General features: G+C 68.7%; 10 protein-coding genes. 5 read left to right on the forward strand and 5 right to left on the reverse strand.

Going from position 1 to position 15,350, the window contains the following annotated elements; translation table 11 throughout:
* Window positions 1–12: 12 nt before the first annotated feature.
* Complete coding sequence (locus tag AB0J36_RS15350; RefSeq protein WP_357127047.1) at window positions 13–1,470, reverse strand: PLP-dependent aminotransferase family protein; 1,458 nt, start codon at window positions 1,468–1,470, stop codon at window positions 13–15.
* A 59-nt stretch (window positions 1,471–1,529) separates the two neighbouring features.
* On the opposite strand from AB0J36_RS15350, the gene AB0J36_RS15355 reads away from it, so the two are divergent.
* Entirely contained in the window at window positions 1,530–2,204 is a 675-nt protein-coding gene (locus AB0J36_RS15355; RefSeq protein WP_357170742.1) for a hypothetical protein, read from the forward strand.
* Between the two features lie 102 nt (window positions 2,205–2,306).
* Entirely contained in the window at window positions 2,307–2,768 is a 462-nt protein-coding gene (locus tag AB0J36_RS15360) for a hypothetical protein (RefSeq protein WP_357170740.1), read from the forward strand.
* 64 nt (window positions 2,769–2,832) lie between these two features.
* On the opposite strand, the gene AB0J36_RS15365 is transcribed toward AB0J36_RS15360, so the two are convergent.
* Window positions 2,833–3,375, reverse strand: coding sequence for a GNAT family N-acetyltransferase (locus AB0J36_RS15365; RefSeq protein ID WP_363660752.1), 543 nt, complete (start codon window positions 3,373–3,375; stop codon window positions 2,833–2,835).
* 11 nt (window positions 3,376–3,386) lie between these two features.
* Window positions 3,387–4,604: a helix-turn-helix transcriptional regulator gene (locus AB0J36_RS15370; RefSeq protein WP_363660753.1), complete on the reverse strand. Its 1,218-nt coding sequence runs from the start codon at window positions 4,602–4,604 to the stop codon at window positions 3,387–3,389.
* A 163-nt stretch (window positions 4,605–4,767) separates the two neighbouring features.
* On the opposite strand from AB0J36_RS15370, the gene AB0J36_RS15375 reads away from it, so the two are divergent.
* Entirely contained in the window at window positions 4,768–5,016 is a 249-nt protein-coding gene (locus AB0J36_RS15375) for a hypothetical protein (protein WP_357394890.1), read from the forward strand.
* 259 nt (window positions 5,017–5,275) lie between these two features.
* On the opposite strand, the gene AB0J36_RS15380 is transcribed toward AB0J36_RS15375, so the two are convergent.
* Window positions 5,276–5,482, reverse strand: a complete 207-nt coding sequence (locus tag AB0J36_RS15380) for a DUF397 domain-containing protein (RefSeq protein ID WP_357394892.1) — start codon at window positions 5,480–5,482, stop codon at window positions 5,276–5,278.
* A gap of 669 nt (window positions 5,483–6,151) precedes the next feature.
* Between AB0J36_RS15380 and AB0J36_RS15385 the strand changes: the two genes are divergently transcribed.
* Entirely contained in the window at window positions 6,152–13,543 is a 7,392-nt protein-coding gene (locus AB0J36_RS15385) for a LamG-like jellyroll fold domain-containing protein (protein ID WP_357394895.1), read from the forward strand.
* A 151-nt stretch (window positions 13,544–13,694) separates the two neighbouring features.
* Window positions 13,695–14,546 carry a DUF4240 domain-containing protein gene (locus tag AB0J36_RS15390; RefSeq protein ID WP_357394898.1) on the forward strand — a complete coding sequence of 284 codons (852 nt, stop codon included), beginning with the start codon at window positions 13,695–13,697 and terminating at the stop codon, window positions 14,544–14,546.
* 183 nt (window positions 14,547–14,729) lie between these two features.
* Here AB0J36_RS15390 and AB0J36_RS15395 read toward each other — a convergent pair whose 3' ends face one another.
* Window positions 14,730–15,161 carry a hypothetical protein gene (locus AB0J36_RS15395; RefSeq protein WP_357394899.1) on the reverse strand — a complete coding sequence of 144 codons (432 nt, stop codon included), beginning with the start codon at window positions 15,159–15,161 and terminating at the stop codon, window positions 14,730–14,732.
* Between the last annotated feature and the right edge of the window lie 189 nt (window positions 15,162–15,350).

A 15,350-nucleotide genomic window follows, 5' to 3' on the forward strand; every position in this document is an offset into this window, starting at 1 on the left:
TCCTCGGTCCGCTCAGGCGATGACCGACGGCTCCGGCCACCGCTGCCGGCCGCTGCGGTCCAGGTCGTAGCGGACCGTGGCGATCCGCTCCACGGCCTCCACCAGCTCGGCGGCCGGCAGGGTGAACGGCAACCGCAGGAAGCGTTCCAGGGTGCCGTCCAGACCGAACCTCGGCCCGGGCGCGAGCCGTACGCCGACCTCCTCGGCGGCCCGCGCGAGCGCGCTGGAGACCGGGCCGTCCAGCTCGGCCCAGAGGGTCACGCCGCCGCGCGGCACGGTCACCCGCCAGTCCGGTAGTCGGTGCGCCAGCGCGCCGAGCAACGCGTCGCGCTGGGCGGCGAGCTGCGCCCGACGGTCGGCGACGATGGCCGCCGCGTCGGCGAGCAGGCGCACCGCGACCAACTGGTCGAGCACCGGGCTGGACATGTCGACGCCGACCCGGACCGCCGCCAGCCGCTGCACCTGCGGCGCGGAGGCGCGGACCCAGCCGATCCGCAGACCACCCCAGTAGGGCTTACTCATCCCTCCGATGCTGACCACCCGGGAGTGCCGGTCGAACGTGGCCGTGGGCGGGGGCAGCTCGACGCCGTCCAGCGGGAGGTCCACGAAGGACTCGTCGACGATGAGATCGGTGCCCACGGCGTGGGCGGCGGCGACCACCCGCTCGCGCAACGCGGCGGGCATCAGGTGGCCGGTCGGGTTCTGGAACTCCGGGATCAGGTACGCCAACTTGGGGCGGGTCTGCCGCAGGCTGCCCAGCAACAGGTCGGGCTCCCAGCCGCCGGCGTCGGCGGACAGACCGTGCGTGGCGATCCGGGCCCGCCGGCCGGCCAGCGCGGCGAGCGCGTTGGGGTAGGTCGGTGACTCGACCAGCACGTTCCCGCCGGGGGCCAGGGCGAGGCGCAGCACCAGGTCCAGGGCGTGCTGGGTGCCGCTGGTGACCATGATCTGGTCGGCCGAGGTGGGTAGCCCGCGCGCGGTGTAACCGGCGGCCACCGCCTCGCGCAGCTCACCGATGCCGGTCGGGTGGTAGCCGGCGCCGCCCAGGTAGCGGGGCAGGTCCTCGACGGCGGCCCGGGCAGCCCCGAGCAGTTGCGGCGGGGCCGCCAACGCGGCGACGCCGAGGTCGATCATGTCCCGGTCGTCCAGTGGGGTCCACAGGCCGGTGCTGGCGACCCGGTGGTTGCCCGGCAGCATCGTCCAACTGCCGGCGCCCCGCCGGCTGGCCAGGTGGCCGGTCTCACGCAGCTCCCGGTACGCGGCGGTGACCGTGGTACGGCTGATCCGCAGCGCCTCGGCCAGCTCACGTTCCGCCGGCAGCCGCACGCCCAGGGGAAGCCGGGCGTCGGCGAGCAGCCCGCGTACCGCACCGGCGAGCGCCGCGTAGTCGGGGCTGCGGCGACGGCCCGGCAGGGCGTGCCACTGCCCCAGCAGGCGCGCTAATTGGACCCCTCGCACCTGACCAGTCATGACCACTCCTCGGATATTGGCCTCTTCCTCCGGGAGGATTGGCACCTAGGGTGGCATGCATGGCACTGATTGGCAATCTGCGGGAGCGGCCGGTACGACGGCTCAGCCAGCTCTACGCCGGGCTCGTCCTCTACGGGGTCAGCATGGCCCTGATGGTCCGCTCCCAGCTGGGCCTGGACCCCTGGGACGTCTTCCACCAGGGGCTGTCCGAGCTGACCGGGCTCTCCTTCGGCACGGTCACCATCGGTGTCGGCGCCCTGGTGCTGCTGCTCTGGATTCCGCTGCGACAGCGGCCCGGCCTCGGCACCGTCAGCAACGTGGTGGTGGTCGGCCTCGTGGTGGACGCCACTCTGGCCCTGCTGCCCGCCGGTGGTCCCCTCGGCGTCCGCATCGCCCTGTTGATCACCGGGATCGTCGCCAACGGCGCCGCCACCGCGCTCTATCTCGGCGCCCGCCTGGGTCCGGGCCCACGCGACGGGCTGATGACCGGCTTCGTCGCCCGTCGGCCCCGCTTCTCGGTGCGACTGGTGCGTACCGTCATCGAGGTCACCGTGCTCGCGCTGGGCTGGCTGCTCGGCGGCACGGTCGGCGTGGGTACCGTCGCGTACGCGCTGGCCATCGGTCCGCTGGCGCAGTTCTTCATCCCGCTCGTCGCGGTGCCCCCGGCCAAGGCCGACGCTGAGGACGAGTCGGCGGTCACCGCCGGTGACCCGTCGCGTGCCCCGGCCGCCTGAACGTTCACCGACCGTTCACGGACCGGCACGCCGCGCTGGTGGAAGTGGGCTCGTTGGAGGGTGGGTGTTCCCTTCCGCGTCGCTCGCCGTCATCATCACTGCATGGGGGAGAACGGTTGGCGCTGGAGCGACGCATGGATCTTCGTGTCGTTGGTCATCGCGAGCGGCGCCGGACGGCACCGCCGTTCCGCGACCAGCCGCCGGCCGGAGGGCGTACGTCTGACCGACGTGCTGTCCACCGCCGACCATCTCAACCACGCGATTCCCGAACGACACGAGGTGGAGGCCGCGGTCCAGCGGCTGGTCGGCGCGGGCCTGGTCACCGTCGCCGACGGGTGGTTCCGCATCACCGCCGAGGGTGAGCAGCTCTGGCGCAGCCGGCCCCGGGCCGGCGTCGCCACGATGGTGGACACCGTGCAGGGGGTCCTGACCCGCCGGCACGCGCCCGGCAGCGCGGACTGGATCCTGGAGGAGGCCGACCACGCGGCGGCCGTGCAGGAGTACGCCGTCCGCTCGATCCCCACGCCCCGCCGCTCACCCGAGGGGCAGTCCGGCGGCCACTGACCCCCAACGAGATCTTGGACAGTTTCCGTTAGCTACTAACGAAAACTGTCCAACATTGCCACGGTTAGGGCGCGCCGACGGGCGGAGCGGGTAGCGGCAGGACCAGCAGGTGCGTGGGTGTGCCGTCGGGCATCGCCGACCCGCCGACCTGCCGCCAACCCGCGCGCTGGTAGATGTCGCGGGCCGGCGCGGCCGGGTTGGACGCGAGAGTCGCCCACCGCTCGGCCCGCCCGTCGAGGAGCCGGTACATAAGCTGCGCGCCGACGCCCTCACCCCGCCGGCCGGGACGCACGATCCATTCCATGACCGCGAACTTGTCGACGGCGCGGAGATCGGCGGGCGGCTCGGCGGTGGCACGCGTCCACCAACGCCCGGCAGCCATCGTCGAACCGTACGCCGCACCGACCAGTTCCCCCGCGTCGTCCGCCACCACGAGGGTGAACCCAGGGCGCCTCGTCTCAGCAGGCAGGGCGGCGGCGAACGCGGCCACCTGATCCGGTCCCTCGACGTACGGCGGCTCCGCGTAGACGACCGCGTACAGACCCACGAGCGCCGGGAGTACGGCCGCGGCCGATTCGCTGTCATGCATGGTGTACGTGACGGGCATGGCAGCAGAGCCTAGGCCCGGATCCGGTCGGCGAGATCAATGAACGCGGTTCGGGACCGTTCCACTGTGGGTACCGCATCCGCGACCTGAGCGGCCACCGAGCGAAGCGAGTTGTTGTGCAGGTCGACCGGGAGCGCGTCAAGGGTGTCTGCCGCGTGCCGCAACCCGTCGGGGATGTACCCGCCCCGAATCAGCCGGGCAGCCTCATGCAGTTGCACCTGCGCACGTAGCCGCGCCTGCGATGCCGGATACAGGTGGCGGGCCTGCCGCTGCGCGGCTTCAGCGTCGCCCAGCCGGTCCGCATGCGTGTAGACCCACGATTCGGTGTGGTGGATCCGATGCTCCGGCCATCCCCACAGCGACTCCACATCGCTCACGACTGCGGCTGGCAATCGCTGAGCGACGTCGACGAGTTGTCGCACCGCTGTCACCGCCTCCGCATGCCGTCCGGCCAACGAGAGTGCCTGGGCCCGGCCGGCGAGTAATCCGCACACCGCCGACGTGGCTTGTCGGCGCAGCAGCGGCAGCACGTCGTCGGACAGGGCGACGACCGCCGATGGTGGACGTCCGTCGTAGCAACCGTTCACCACGTCCCACGCCCGCACCAACACCCGGGTTTCGCTGTCCCCGGATTGGTCGGCGACCCGACGGGCCGTCTGCCACCAACGCCGACCCATCACGATCTGGCCCGAGGCGACAAGGCTCAACGCGACGACGACGGACAGGCGTGCGGCAGCCTGCAGGAGACCAGGACGACGCGCACCGGGGTCAGCGGCGATCTGGTGCTGCAGCACCGTCAGATCGGCCGTCAGCTGGGCCATCAACGCGGGACGGGGTTGCCGGTAGTAGCCGTGACCGTAGTCGACCGCGATCTGCTCCCACTCGTCATGATCGGGAGTCGCCGCGTCGCCAAGGCCGTGGCGAAGAGCCTCCAACCCCGCCAGGGGCGCGACGGCGGGGGCGGCGGCCAACGCCGTCATGGCCCGCAACATGGTGCGTCGGTGCAGGTCGGAGGCACCGACCCGCTCACTCCGGTACGCCTCGACGAGCGCCCCGTCGGCGTCTAGGGCCCGGTCGCAGGCCGTGGCCAGGGCCTCGGTTGGGCGGCGGTCACCGCGCTCCACCTGGGCGATGTGGCTGTACTGGAAATGGATGATGGCGCCGAGCTGTCGCAGGGACAGTCCGGCGCTCTCCCGATGCTGCCGGAGCAGCCTCCCGAAAGCGTCCATGGTCGGCTCCTAGCGTGTGCAGGAGCGTGTGCACACGACGCACGCCTGCCGTATGGGCAGCATATCGGCCATGCTCGACGTGTCAGCCCACCTGACACAGCGGGTTTCCACCGGAAACTCTCTGCCGTCTTGGGTGATGTCACTCCTGCCCCCGGAGCCGAGCATGACCGACAGCCTTCATGTACCTGCGGGCACCCTGCTTCACCTGCTGGCATGGGAGATCACCCCCAATCCCACCAACCGCGACGAGCTGGTGTGGGCGGTGGTCGTGGGCCAACAGGCGGTCGGCGGCATGGTGCGGATGCGAGGGCACACGTGCTCTGGCCCCGTGCCGGATTGTGCCGGCGGATGGTGCTTCGAAGCAGAGGTCTCGGTCGCGGCGATTCGCGCGAACCTGAGTGGAGCCCGGTGAGTGCACCCGCCGCCGAACTACCGGACCGCTGGTGGCGGATTCTGGCCGAGCATGAACAGCGGCACGGGCGATGCCCGATCTGCGGCACCCGCGCACGGTGCTGGGCATGGGCGGGAGCGTTCGGGAACCTCGTGGCGAACGACGCGTACCATCTCGGTCCACCGTCACCGCGCGCCAGCGGTTCACCAGCCGCCGCGTCCCCGATCTCCCGGGCAAGACACGACGACCAATGACCTTGGTATGAGTCGTGTAGGACGAATCAGGGCCGCAGTTTCGCGTCCTTGACCCCGCCGAGGAGTGCCGTCCACGCCGCGGCGGTCGCGACCAGGGAGGGGCCGGACGGGTCTTTGGAGTCACGGATGCCGACGGCGTGCCTATCCAGAGCGACTTCGACGCACTGGGCATTTTCGTTCAGGCTGCGGCTGCTCTTGCACCAGGTAGCGGTGGTCAGGAAGTCACGGCTCATGTGGTCTCCCGCACGGATTGCCGAATGGCGCTGATACCAGATCAAGCATAGGCCGTTTGTGTCATGCGTTGAGGCAAGGCTGGGTGAGGGCGCGCTCCCGAGAGTCGCCCCGCGCGGCGGGCGGCTCCTCCCGGCAGCCGGCAAGGCTGATCGCGGTAGCGAAGCCGAGTCCAAGGATCGTCCGGCGGCGAATCGATATGGGTGAAATCAACGCATCTCGCCCTCTAAGGGGTCAGGTCCCTAGGCCGGCATCGTCGCTCCAGCCGGAGGCTTGGTTGTGAGAAAGCCAACCCGCATGAGCCTTGGTGTTCGCAGCCGGATACGCCGAATCCATGCACGACGGTGGCTGGCGTCCCTGCCCCAGTTCCTTGGCCTGCGCGTGACGGAGGATCGTGGCGCAAATCCGGCAATACCGGCTCGCATCATTCGTGCAATTGGAGCGGCAGCGGCTCGCCCGCTAGTTGTTGATCTCGCCTCTGTCAATGTCTAGCACTCACCGCAGGCGCGACTGTACGCTCCGTCCGCCTCGCAGGGAGGCTTCACATGGGGGAGGACGCCGTGCCGACGCATCGGTGGCGATCACGCGTATTCATTTCTCTGACGGGTGTCGGGTTTGTCGGCTGGGCACGACGGCTGGCGATTCTGATGGCGGTGGTTCTCATCACCACCATGTCAGATGTACCCGCTCAGCCGCTGCGAGCCGCCGCTGCGGTCGCGGCGCCCAAGCCCGCAGCGAACCCGAAGTGCTCTGAGGACCGCGTCGACGAGGTGTCCGCCGCGGTCGCGGCCCGGCTGTGTGGGTCCCGGGTGGAGGTGGCCAATCGGCGTACCGAGTCCACGCAGCTGTTCGCGAACCCGGACGGCACGCTGACCGAGGAGCAGTCTCTCGCTCCGGTGCGGGTGCGACAGGGCGAGAAATGGTTCCCAGTTGACCTTACCCTCGATCGGCGTGCTGATGGGTCGGTGGCGCCGAAGGTGCATCCGCGTGCTCTCTCATTCGCCGGCGCCACCTCCTCCCCCGGGGAGCACGAGGTCGTGTCTGTTGGCGTCGGCGCGGACCGGACGGGTCTGGCGTGGTCGGGGCCGCTGCCGGAGCCCGTGCTTGTGGACCGGACGATCACGTACCCGGATGTGCGGCCCGGGGTGGACCTGGTCTTCCGGGCGCATGCGACCGGCTACGAGCAGCACTTCGTCGTCAAGGATCGGACCGGCCTGACGCAGGTGCGGAAGCTGACGTTGCCGCTGCGGACGGGCAAGCTGAGGGCGGTCGGGGACGGCATGGGCGGATTGGTGCTGAAAAACGGCAAGGGGCGCCAGGTGGGCCAGGCACAGACGCCGTTGATGTGGGACAGCGAGGTGTCGCCGCAGTCCGGCGACCACGTCAATACCGCTCCCGTCGGCCTACGGACGGTCGCCCGAGGTGGGCAAGCCGTGCTGGAGCTGACCCCCGACGCGGACTTCCTTGCTCGGAAAGACCTGGCCTTCCCAGTGACCATCGATCCGCCCACGTCGCTGTCGCCGTCGTTCGACGCGTTCGTTCAGAACGACTACGTCAGTGACCAGTCCGGCTCGGCAGACCTGAAGCTCGGCTACTCCAACGACGGCGGGTCCCGGACGGCCCGGTCGTATCTGCGATTCAACACCACCGGCTTCGCCGGTAGCCGAGTCACGTCGGCGAAGTTGCGGCTGTGGAACTACCACTCCTGGTCGTGTACCGCTGCCGGCTGGGAGGCCTGGCGTACCGACTACGTCGACTCAACGGTGCGCTGGACGGGCCAGCCGGTCGCGCGTGCCAAGGTCGGTACCTCCACCGAGACCCGCGGTTACAGTTCATCTTGCGGTGCCGGGTACGTCTACATCGAGGTCGGTGGGGCCCTGCAATATGCCGCGGATACCAATGCGAGTAGCGCGAGCGTGTTGCTGCGGGCCACGTCCGAGACCACGACCGCCGGCTGGAAGCGGTTCGACTCCGCGGAGGGCACCCACCCGCCGCTGGTCTCAATCACCTACAACAGTGCGCCGTCGACGCCGTCTTCCCTCGCAGTCGCGCCCTGCTACACCGCCTGCGGCTCCGGCGCCAGGACGTCCTCGTTGCGCCCCACCCTGTCGGCCAAGCTGGCCGACGCCAACGCGGGGCAGAGCCTCCAGGCCGAGTTCGTGATCCGCAACAAGACCACCCTGGCCACCGTCTCCTCCTCCGGGCTGCTCTCCGGCACCACGGCCTGGACCAACGGCTCCACCGCCTCCTGGCAGGTGCCGGTCGATCTGGCCAACACCACACAGTACGAGTGGCAGGTCCGGGCCAAGGACCCGTACGCCTACGGTGCTTGGTCGGCCTGGACTTCGCTTACGGCAGACACCACAAAGCCGGGCGTACCGTTCGTCTCTGCAGCGCTCTACCTCAACGATGGACAGCCGCACGGTGGGGCAGGTCAGTCCGACACGTTCACCTTCGCCCCGGCGTCAGGCACCACGGACCTCGCCGCTTTTGTCTACAGGTTCGACTACGACAGCACCGCGACGACCGTCGCCGCCGCCGGTACCAAGACGGTCACCTTCAGCCCTCGCGACGGCCACCGCACCCTGACCGTGCAGGCCAAGGACTCGGCCGGCAACCTGTCCAGCCCCAACCTGTACGTCTTCGATGCCGGCAACGCCGCGCTGGCCCAGCCGCTGCCCGGCGCCATCATCGTCAAACGCACCAAGCTCCAGATCACAACGCCCGTCACCGGCTACACCCGGGCCTACTACGAGTACCGCCGTGGCCCCGGCGCCGCGACCCTGCCTGTGCCGTCGGTGAACCTGACCTCCGCCACCGGGGCGCCCATCACCGCCACCGCCGCAAGCCCGGCGACACTGTCTGCGCTGGGCGGGTACGCGATCTGGAACGCCACCGACACCCTCGGTCTGATCGGCGGCGTGGTCGAGGTGCGCGCACAGCTCTATACCGCCACCGGCACCACCCCCGCCTTCACGGTGCCCTGGGTGCGGGTGAGTGTCGATTCCAGCGGGAACGGGGGCGCACGCGACGACGTCGGTCCCGGATCGGCGAACCTTCTCACCGGCGACTACTCGCTGTCTTCCACCGACGTCGACCAGTTGGGTCTCTCGGTCTCCCGCTCTTCGACGTCACGGACCCCGGCCGACGGCTACCAACGGATGGTCGAGGTGCTGGACGGAAACCAGCAGCAAATCTCGACCGACCTGTCCGGCTTCACCGTCCCGTCGACCTCCTCCGCGATCCGCTCCACCGCGCGCGGGCAGGGTGAGGCGACGCCGCTGGACTCGCTGGAGATCACTCCGGTTACCACTACGAGCAACGACACCTATGTCGCAGTCGGGGGCGACGGCGGAGCGCTGCGACTGGGAATGACCGCCGGGCGGACCTACCGGATGACGGGGTGGATCTACGTGCCCGGCTCCACCGGTCTGCTGCCCGCGTACTCCCAGCGCGGCCTTCGGATCGTTGGCTTCTACAAGGTCGGCAGCACGTACACCGAGGTCACATCGGCCATGGCCGGATACACCGACGGCTGGCAGGAACTGTCCGTCGACATGACCGTGCCAGCCGGCGCGACCGAGGCGTTCTTCCGCCTCTACAACGGCATGCAGGGCGGCTCGGGACGAAAGGTCTACTGGGACAACCTTTCCTCCACCGAGATTGTCGCCCCGTTCGGCCCTTCGTGGACCGGTGGCGCGACCGGCGGTGTCTCCGACGTCGCCTACACCACCCTCGATTTTCCCGAGCCCTCACTAGTGGAGGTGACCACGGCCGACGGCAGCTGGCTCACCTTTGCGAAGAACTCCGACGGAGTGAGTTTCACCCCGGAACCAGGTGCCGAGGTGTTGACCCTGAAGAAGGTCAGCAGTACCGCCTACCGGCTTCTGGACCCCGACGGCGGCATCACCGAGTTCACCTCCCAGGGCGGGGTGTGGGCAGCTACGTCGAGTTGGAACGGCGACGCCGGCACCACCACGCGGCTCATCTACGACACCAGCGGTAAACGGCTGTTGCTCAAGAAGGTCATCAACCCCGTCGAGCCCGGCGTGGACGACGCGAACAACTGTGTCGCGGCGACGCCCGCCCGCGGCTGTGAGGTCCTCGAATACGAGTACGCCACCGCCCCCACGTCCGGCCTGAGTGAGACGGTTTTCGGCGACTACACCGACCGGGTATCCGCGGTGAAGCTCTGGGCGTGGAATCCAGCGACCTCCGCGACCACGGCCACGACCGTGGCCCGGTACGCCTACGACAACCAGGGCCAGCTCCGGGAGGTGTGGGACCCGCGGGTCAGCCCGGCCCTCAAGACCAGCTACGGGTACACCGGCGGCCGAGTCACCAAGCTCACCCCGCCCGGCCAACTGCCGTGGAGTTTCGACTACGGCAACCCGGATGTCGACTCGGCCGCCCTGCGGTGGGACCTCGACACGGCCTCCGGCACCACAGTTCCCGACTCGTCTGGCAGCGGACGTAACGGGACAATGGCCAGCGGGGTCGGCTGGGGCCCGGGCAACGCCCCGGACAATCCGGCTGACCGGGCGGCGACCTTCACCGGCGGTACCGGGCAGCAGATCAGCGTCGCCGGCGCCGCCCTGTCGAACACGTCGTCCTACACCGTCGCGGCCTGGGTCCGGATCAAGGACAAGTCCGTAAACCGGACAGCCGTGTCCAAGGACGGCACGAGTACCAGTGGCTTGTTCCTCAACTACGTCGCCGCCGACGACCGGTGGGCCTTCTCGCGGGTGACCTCGGACAGCACGAGCGCCACCCCGGTCCGGGCAACTTCCAACACCGCGCCGGTTGCCGGTAGGTGGACCCATTTGGCCGGCGTGTACGACACGGCCAGCGGCACGATGAAGCTCTACGTCGACGGCGTGCCGCAGAGCACTACCGCGGCGACCGGCGGCTGGAACGCCACCGGCAATTACGCGATCGGCCGAGCCAAATGGGCTGGTGCCGCCAGCAACATCTGGGACGGCGAGATCGACGACGTCCGTGTCTACGGAAAGGCCCTCACCGCTGATCAGGTCACCGACCTGGCCGGCGACGAGAACGCCGGAAGGCTGCTGCGGATACGCAGAGCGGGCCTACAGCAAGGGTCGAAGACCATCGTTGACGGTGAGACCGCTGCGAATGTCGTGTACAACGTTCCGCTGACCAAGAGCACCGGCGGCCCACACGACATGAACGCGGCGGCGATCGCCACCTGGGGGCAGGTCGACCTGCCGACCGACGCGACCGCCATCTTCGGTCCCGAGGACAACCCGACCCGCAACAGCGCCACGCCGGCCTCGCCCGGCACCAATGGCTATCCCTACGCTCTCGTGCACTACCTCGGAACTGGCGGCAAGGAGACCAACACCGCCACCCCTGGCAACCACATCGACACCCAGGAGTACGACCGGTTCGGTAACCCGGTCCGAACGCTGGAGGCCGCCAACCGGGAGTTGGCACTGGGCACCTTTCCCGGTGCCGCCACCTACCTGGACGAGCTCGGTCTCGCAGCCTCGGACACGGCGAGCCGGGCCCTCGCCCTCTCGACTGTGCGGACCTACAGCACCGACGGAATGGATCTGACCGACACCCTTGGGCCGACCTCAACCGTGGTGCTGAAGGACGGTGCGCCCGATCCGGATGGGACCGGACCGCTGGCGGCGATCCCTGCCGGCGCCACGGTCATCGGTCGGCACCACGTGACGACCACCTACGACGAGAACAAACCCGACGGGGCGAACTACCACCTCGCCACCACCGAGAAGAAGGGTGTCCAAATCGTCGGCTATGCCGACGCGGACATCCAGATCGCCCGCAACGGCTACGACAGTGTGGCCGGCGGTGCTTCCGGCTGGACGCTGCACAAGCCCACCACGCGGATCAACGACGCCGTCACCGGCGGGGTGAACCTGACCACCACCACCGTCTACGACACCGCCGGACGGGTGGTCAAGACCATCGGCGTCGACTCCACAGGCACCGACGCGCGGGCCGAGGAGACCATCTACTACACCGCCAGTGTCAACAGTCAGGACAGCGCATGCGGCAACCGGCCGGAGTGGGCGGGCAACGAGTGTCTCGTCAGAGCGGTCGGCGCGGTCACGGGCCACGATCCGGTCCGGATGACGTCCGCCCTGCCTGACCGCCGCGTTGCCTCGTATGACACCTTCGGCGGCCCTGCCACGTACACCGAGACGGTCGGCACCGAGAGCCGCACCATTGTCACCGGCTACGACACGGCCGGTCGTTCCATCGGCAAGACGGTGACGGCGTCGCAGGGCGTCGCCGTCGACACGGTCACCACCGGCTACAGCCCGACCACCGGAATGATCACCACCAGCACGATGGGCACCTCATCCATCGTCCGGGACTACGACGCCCTCGGCCGCCCGGTGAGCTACACCGACGCCGACGGCGGTGTCACCACCACCGAGTTCGACCGGATCGGCAAGCTGCTGAAGATCGCCGACCCGACCGGCTCCACCATCTACACCTACGACCGCGCGGCGGAACCGCGCGGCATGGCCACCAGCATCACCGACAGCATCGCGGGAACCTTCTCCGCCGCGTACTCTCCGGACGGGCATCTCACCCAGATGAAGTACCCGGGCGGGATCACCCGCACCGACCGGCAGAACGCCAACCTCGAAGCGACCGAGCGCACCTACACCCGAGACTCCGACGGCACGGTCATCTACGCGGAATCTGTGGTCGAGAACAGCTCCGGGCAGTGGTCCTTCCACAACTACACCGGCGGCAACAAGAGCTACCGCTACGACCGCCTGGGCCGGCTGAACCGGGTCCAGCACGACAGTCAGATGACCGACGGCTGCGTCACCCGGACTTACGCCTACGACAACCGGGCCAACCGGAAAAGCAACGCCCGGTTCGCCCCGACGACCGATGGAACGTGCGATGAGAGCACGCCAACCGAGCAGATCACACACGACTACGACACCGCTGACCGGCTGACCGACGCGGGCTATGTCTACGACGCCTTCGGCCGTACGACCGCGACCGCGGATGGCGTCGCCAACACCTACTACGTCACTGACCTCGTGCAGAAGCAGCAGGTCGGTGACGCTCGTCAGACCTGGACCCTGGACCCGATGCAACGGTTCCGCGAGTTCACCGCGGAGACGCAGGTGGACGGGACCTGGACCACGTCTTCGACCAAGGTCAATCACTACGCCAACGACTCGGACGAACCCCGGTGGATCACTGAGGACGCCGCGAGCGGAGCTGTGGTCCGCAACGTCGCGGGACCGGACGGCGACCTGGCTGCCGTCACCTCCGGTACGGGAGATGTTCGACTCGCGCTGACCAACCTGCACGGAGACCTCTCGGTGACGATCGACACCGCGCTGGCCGAGCCGGAGCTCTTTGACTATGAGGAGTTCGGCGCCCCACTCGCCGGTCAAGCCGACCAGCGTTACGGATGGCTGGGCGGCAAGCAACGCTCCGCCGAGGCACTCGGCGGCGTGATCCTCATGGGTATCCGCCTCTACAGCCCCTCACTCGGCAGATTTCTGCAAACAGACCCGGTCCAGGGCGGCAGCTGCAACCCGTACGACTACGTCTGCGCAGACCCGGCCAACGAGACCGACCTGTCTGGCAAATGTCCTCCGTGTGCTGTCGCTGCCATTGCCGCTGCGGCGTCGGAGATCATCGTCTACATATTGATCATCGCAATCGTCTACGCCGTCGCTCGTTGCGTCATCAAGGGCTGTGGCGTCGCTCCTGCCATCCGGAGCATTCCGTGGCCCCACATCAAGGCTCCGAGCGTCAAGCGGTTCCGCCTGACGAAGTACATCGTCTACCAAATCTCCTACTTCAAGCGCGGCAGTTGGCGTACCTGGAAGTACGGGATCTCGCGGGTTGGTATGTCACGGCCATCCGGCCAGATCGGCAGCTGCCAGACCAGCATGAGGGCGAGGTGCCGATACCAGGTGAAGAACCGCGTCCGCGGCTGGTTCACAGCCCGGACCCTGGAAGCCGGATACATCGAGGCGTATTACTGGCGACACGGACACTGCCCACCGGGCCAGTACAACAGCTGCCGATGAGTGCGCACGCCCAGTTGGCGACCGCTGCGGCTTGGACCGCGATGACCAGCTAACACTCAGCGCCGTGCCGCTCTTGCCGTACGCCGACGGCAGGAGCGGCACGGCTTGGCGCCGACTAGGCTTCAGTGCGTCCGCAGCAGAAGGAGCTCCGTTGATCTCTGAGAAGTTTTGGTCGTACATCGACCTGCTCGACGACGCGGCGAGCCCGGAGGGGTGCGGGCGTCTCGTCGAGTCCCTTGGTTCGGCCGGAGAGGCAGACGTGCGGCAGTTCGCCGACGATCTCGTCGAGGCAGTGCGCGCACTCACCAGCGCGCGCCACCAGTCGCAAGCGGTCTGGGACGTGTCAGAGCCGGCCGCAACGCCCGCGCTGCCCATGTCCGACGACGTCTTTCTGTACGCCAGACTCGCCGTCGTCGCCGCCGGCCAGCGCTCGTGGCAGGCGGTCCGCGCCGATCCCGACGCCATGTCGGGGCGCTGGCACGTGGCAGATGCCGAGGAGCTGTTGGAAGTAGTGCCGACGGCGTTCCGACGCGCCACGGGTCTGGAGTGGGACGAGGACCTGGTCTTCGACACGCCGCTCGCTGGCGGCGGCCCCGGAGCCGAGGCCGGCGTCGCCGACGACGGCAAGTGGTGGAACTGGTACATGTGCGGGCACATGTACGACGTGAAAGCCGAACGTGATGAGTTCGACGCCGTGTCCTACGAACTGGAAGCGGCGATCGACGCTGATCGCGCCTGGCGGGCATGGTGGGCCGGATCCGGCGTGCCCGATCTGGAGACCTACCCGTTCTACACCTGGGATGTGGTCCCGAAACAGCGCCTGAGCAAGGGCCGAAAGGTGGTCCGAGTTCACTTCGGCTTTGACGCCGCAGTCCTGCACAACACACCCGTCCGGGACCTGCCACGTCTTGCGGCTGAGCATCAGCGGGCGATGTTCGAGTATGCGCAGGCGAGACTCGGCCTGCCGGAGATGCCGCCCGTGCCGAGGTCTGACCGAACATAGCTGGCAACGCGTCGCGGGATGTCTCCCGGGCCCGACCCCGCCGTTCGTCCCGGTGGTCAACCCGACCGCAGGTTGTGGTTGGCGGGGCCTGCGGCACGGTGGGCTTGTGTTCCGGCCTCGGTTTACCCCCCGCTCGTCGCCCCGTACTCGACCAAGCAGCGCTCGTCCCTGCCCTGGGCGCTCTCATGATCGCTCGTCCAGGCTGAACCTCACCGAGCGTACCCACACGATGCGGGCGAGGCTCCACTCCCGCATGTCGGTCTTGACCTGGCGGATCAGCGCTGAGTCGCTGGTGTTGCCCGGCCAGCACCACACCCGCACGGGGATGCCGGTGCGGGTGACGGCCATGCCGACCACGACCTGGGGCAGGTCGTCGCGGGAGTCCTTGCTCTTGCCGTGAGCGCGGAACCCGGCCTGCTTGACCGCCGCCGGGTCGCCTTCGGCCACGGCCCTGCTGTTGTCGTCGCGCCACAGCAGCTCGCCGGCCTCGTCGAGTTCGAAGTAGGTGCTGGTCGTGTCGAAGAACAGCAGATCGACTTCCAGGTTGAGCAGGTCGGCGATCTGGTCGTAGACGGCCCGGGTCAGCGCGGGCTCCACCTCGATGGGCTGGTCCATCGACGACAAGGGTGACCGCATGCGCGAGGGTCGACGGTCGACCGAACTGGGCGTCTGACCGAGCAGAAGGACGTCGCGCGATGAGCCGGCTAGGGCGTGTGTCAAAGTCCTCGGTCGAGCCGAGGCGGAGCCCAGGCGGCGGTCCGGCAAGGCGGAGATGGGCTCGGATACCGGTGTTGTATCCGAGCC

This window comes from Micromonospora sp. NPDC049662, from assembly GCF_040675055.1.
Classification (GTDB): domain Bacteria; phylum Actinomycetota; class Actinomycetes; order Mycobacteriales; family Micromonosporaceae; genus Micromonospora.

Coding starts and splice junctions, on each gene's coding strand:
- AB0J36_RS15350 (WP_357127047.1), bottom strand. CDS start 1,470: ATGACTGGTCAGGTGCGAGGGGTCCAATTAGCGCGCCTGCTGGGGCAG.
- AB0J36_RS15355 (WP_357170742.1), top strand. CDS start 1,530: ATGGCACTGATTGGCAATCTGCGGGAGCGGCCGGTACGACGGCTCAGC.
- AB0J36_RS15360 (WP_357170740.1), top strand. CDS start 2,307: ATGGGGGAGAACGGTTGGCGCTGGAGCGACGCATGGATCTTCGTGTCG.
- AB0J36_RS15365 (WP_363660752.1), bottom strand. CDS start 3,375: ATGCCCGTCACGTACACCATGCATGACAGCGAATCGGCCGCGGCCGTA.
- AB0J36_RS15370 (WP_363660753.1), bottom strand. CDS start 4,604: ATGGACGCTTTCGGGAGGCTGCTCCGGCAGCATCGGGAGAGCGCCGGA.
- AB0J36_RS15375 (WP_357394890.1), top strand. CDS start 4,768: ATGACCGACAGCCTTCATGTACCTGCGGGCACCCTGCTTCACCTGCTG.
- AB0J36_RS15380 (WP_357394892.1), bottom strand. CDS start 5,482: ATGAGCCGTGACTTCCTGACCACCGCTACCTGGTGCAAGAGCAGCCGC.
- AB0J36_RS15385 (WP_357394895.1), top strand. CDS start 6,152: ATGTCAGATGTACCCGCTCAGCCGCTGCGAGCCGCCGCTGCGGTCGCG.
- AB0J36_RS15395 (WP_357394899.1), bottom strand. CDS start 15,161: ATGGACCAGCCCATCGAGGTGGAGCCCGCGCTGACCCGGGCCGTCTAC.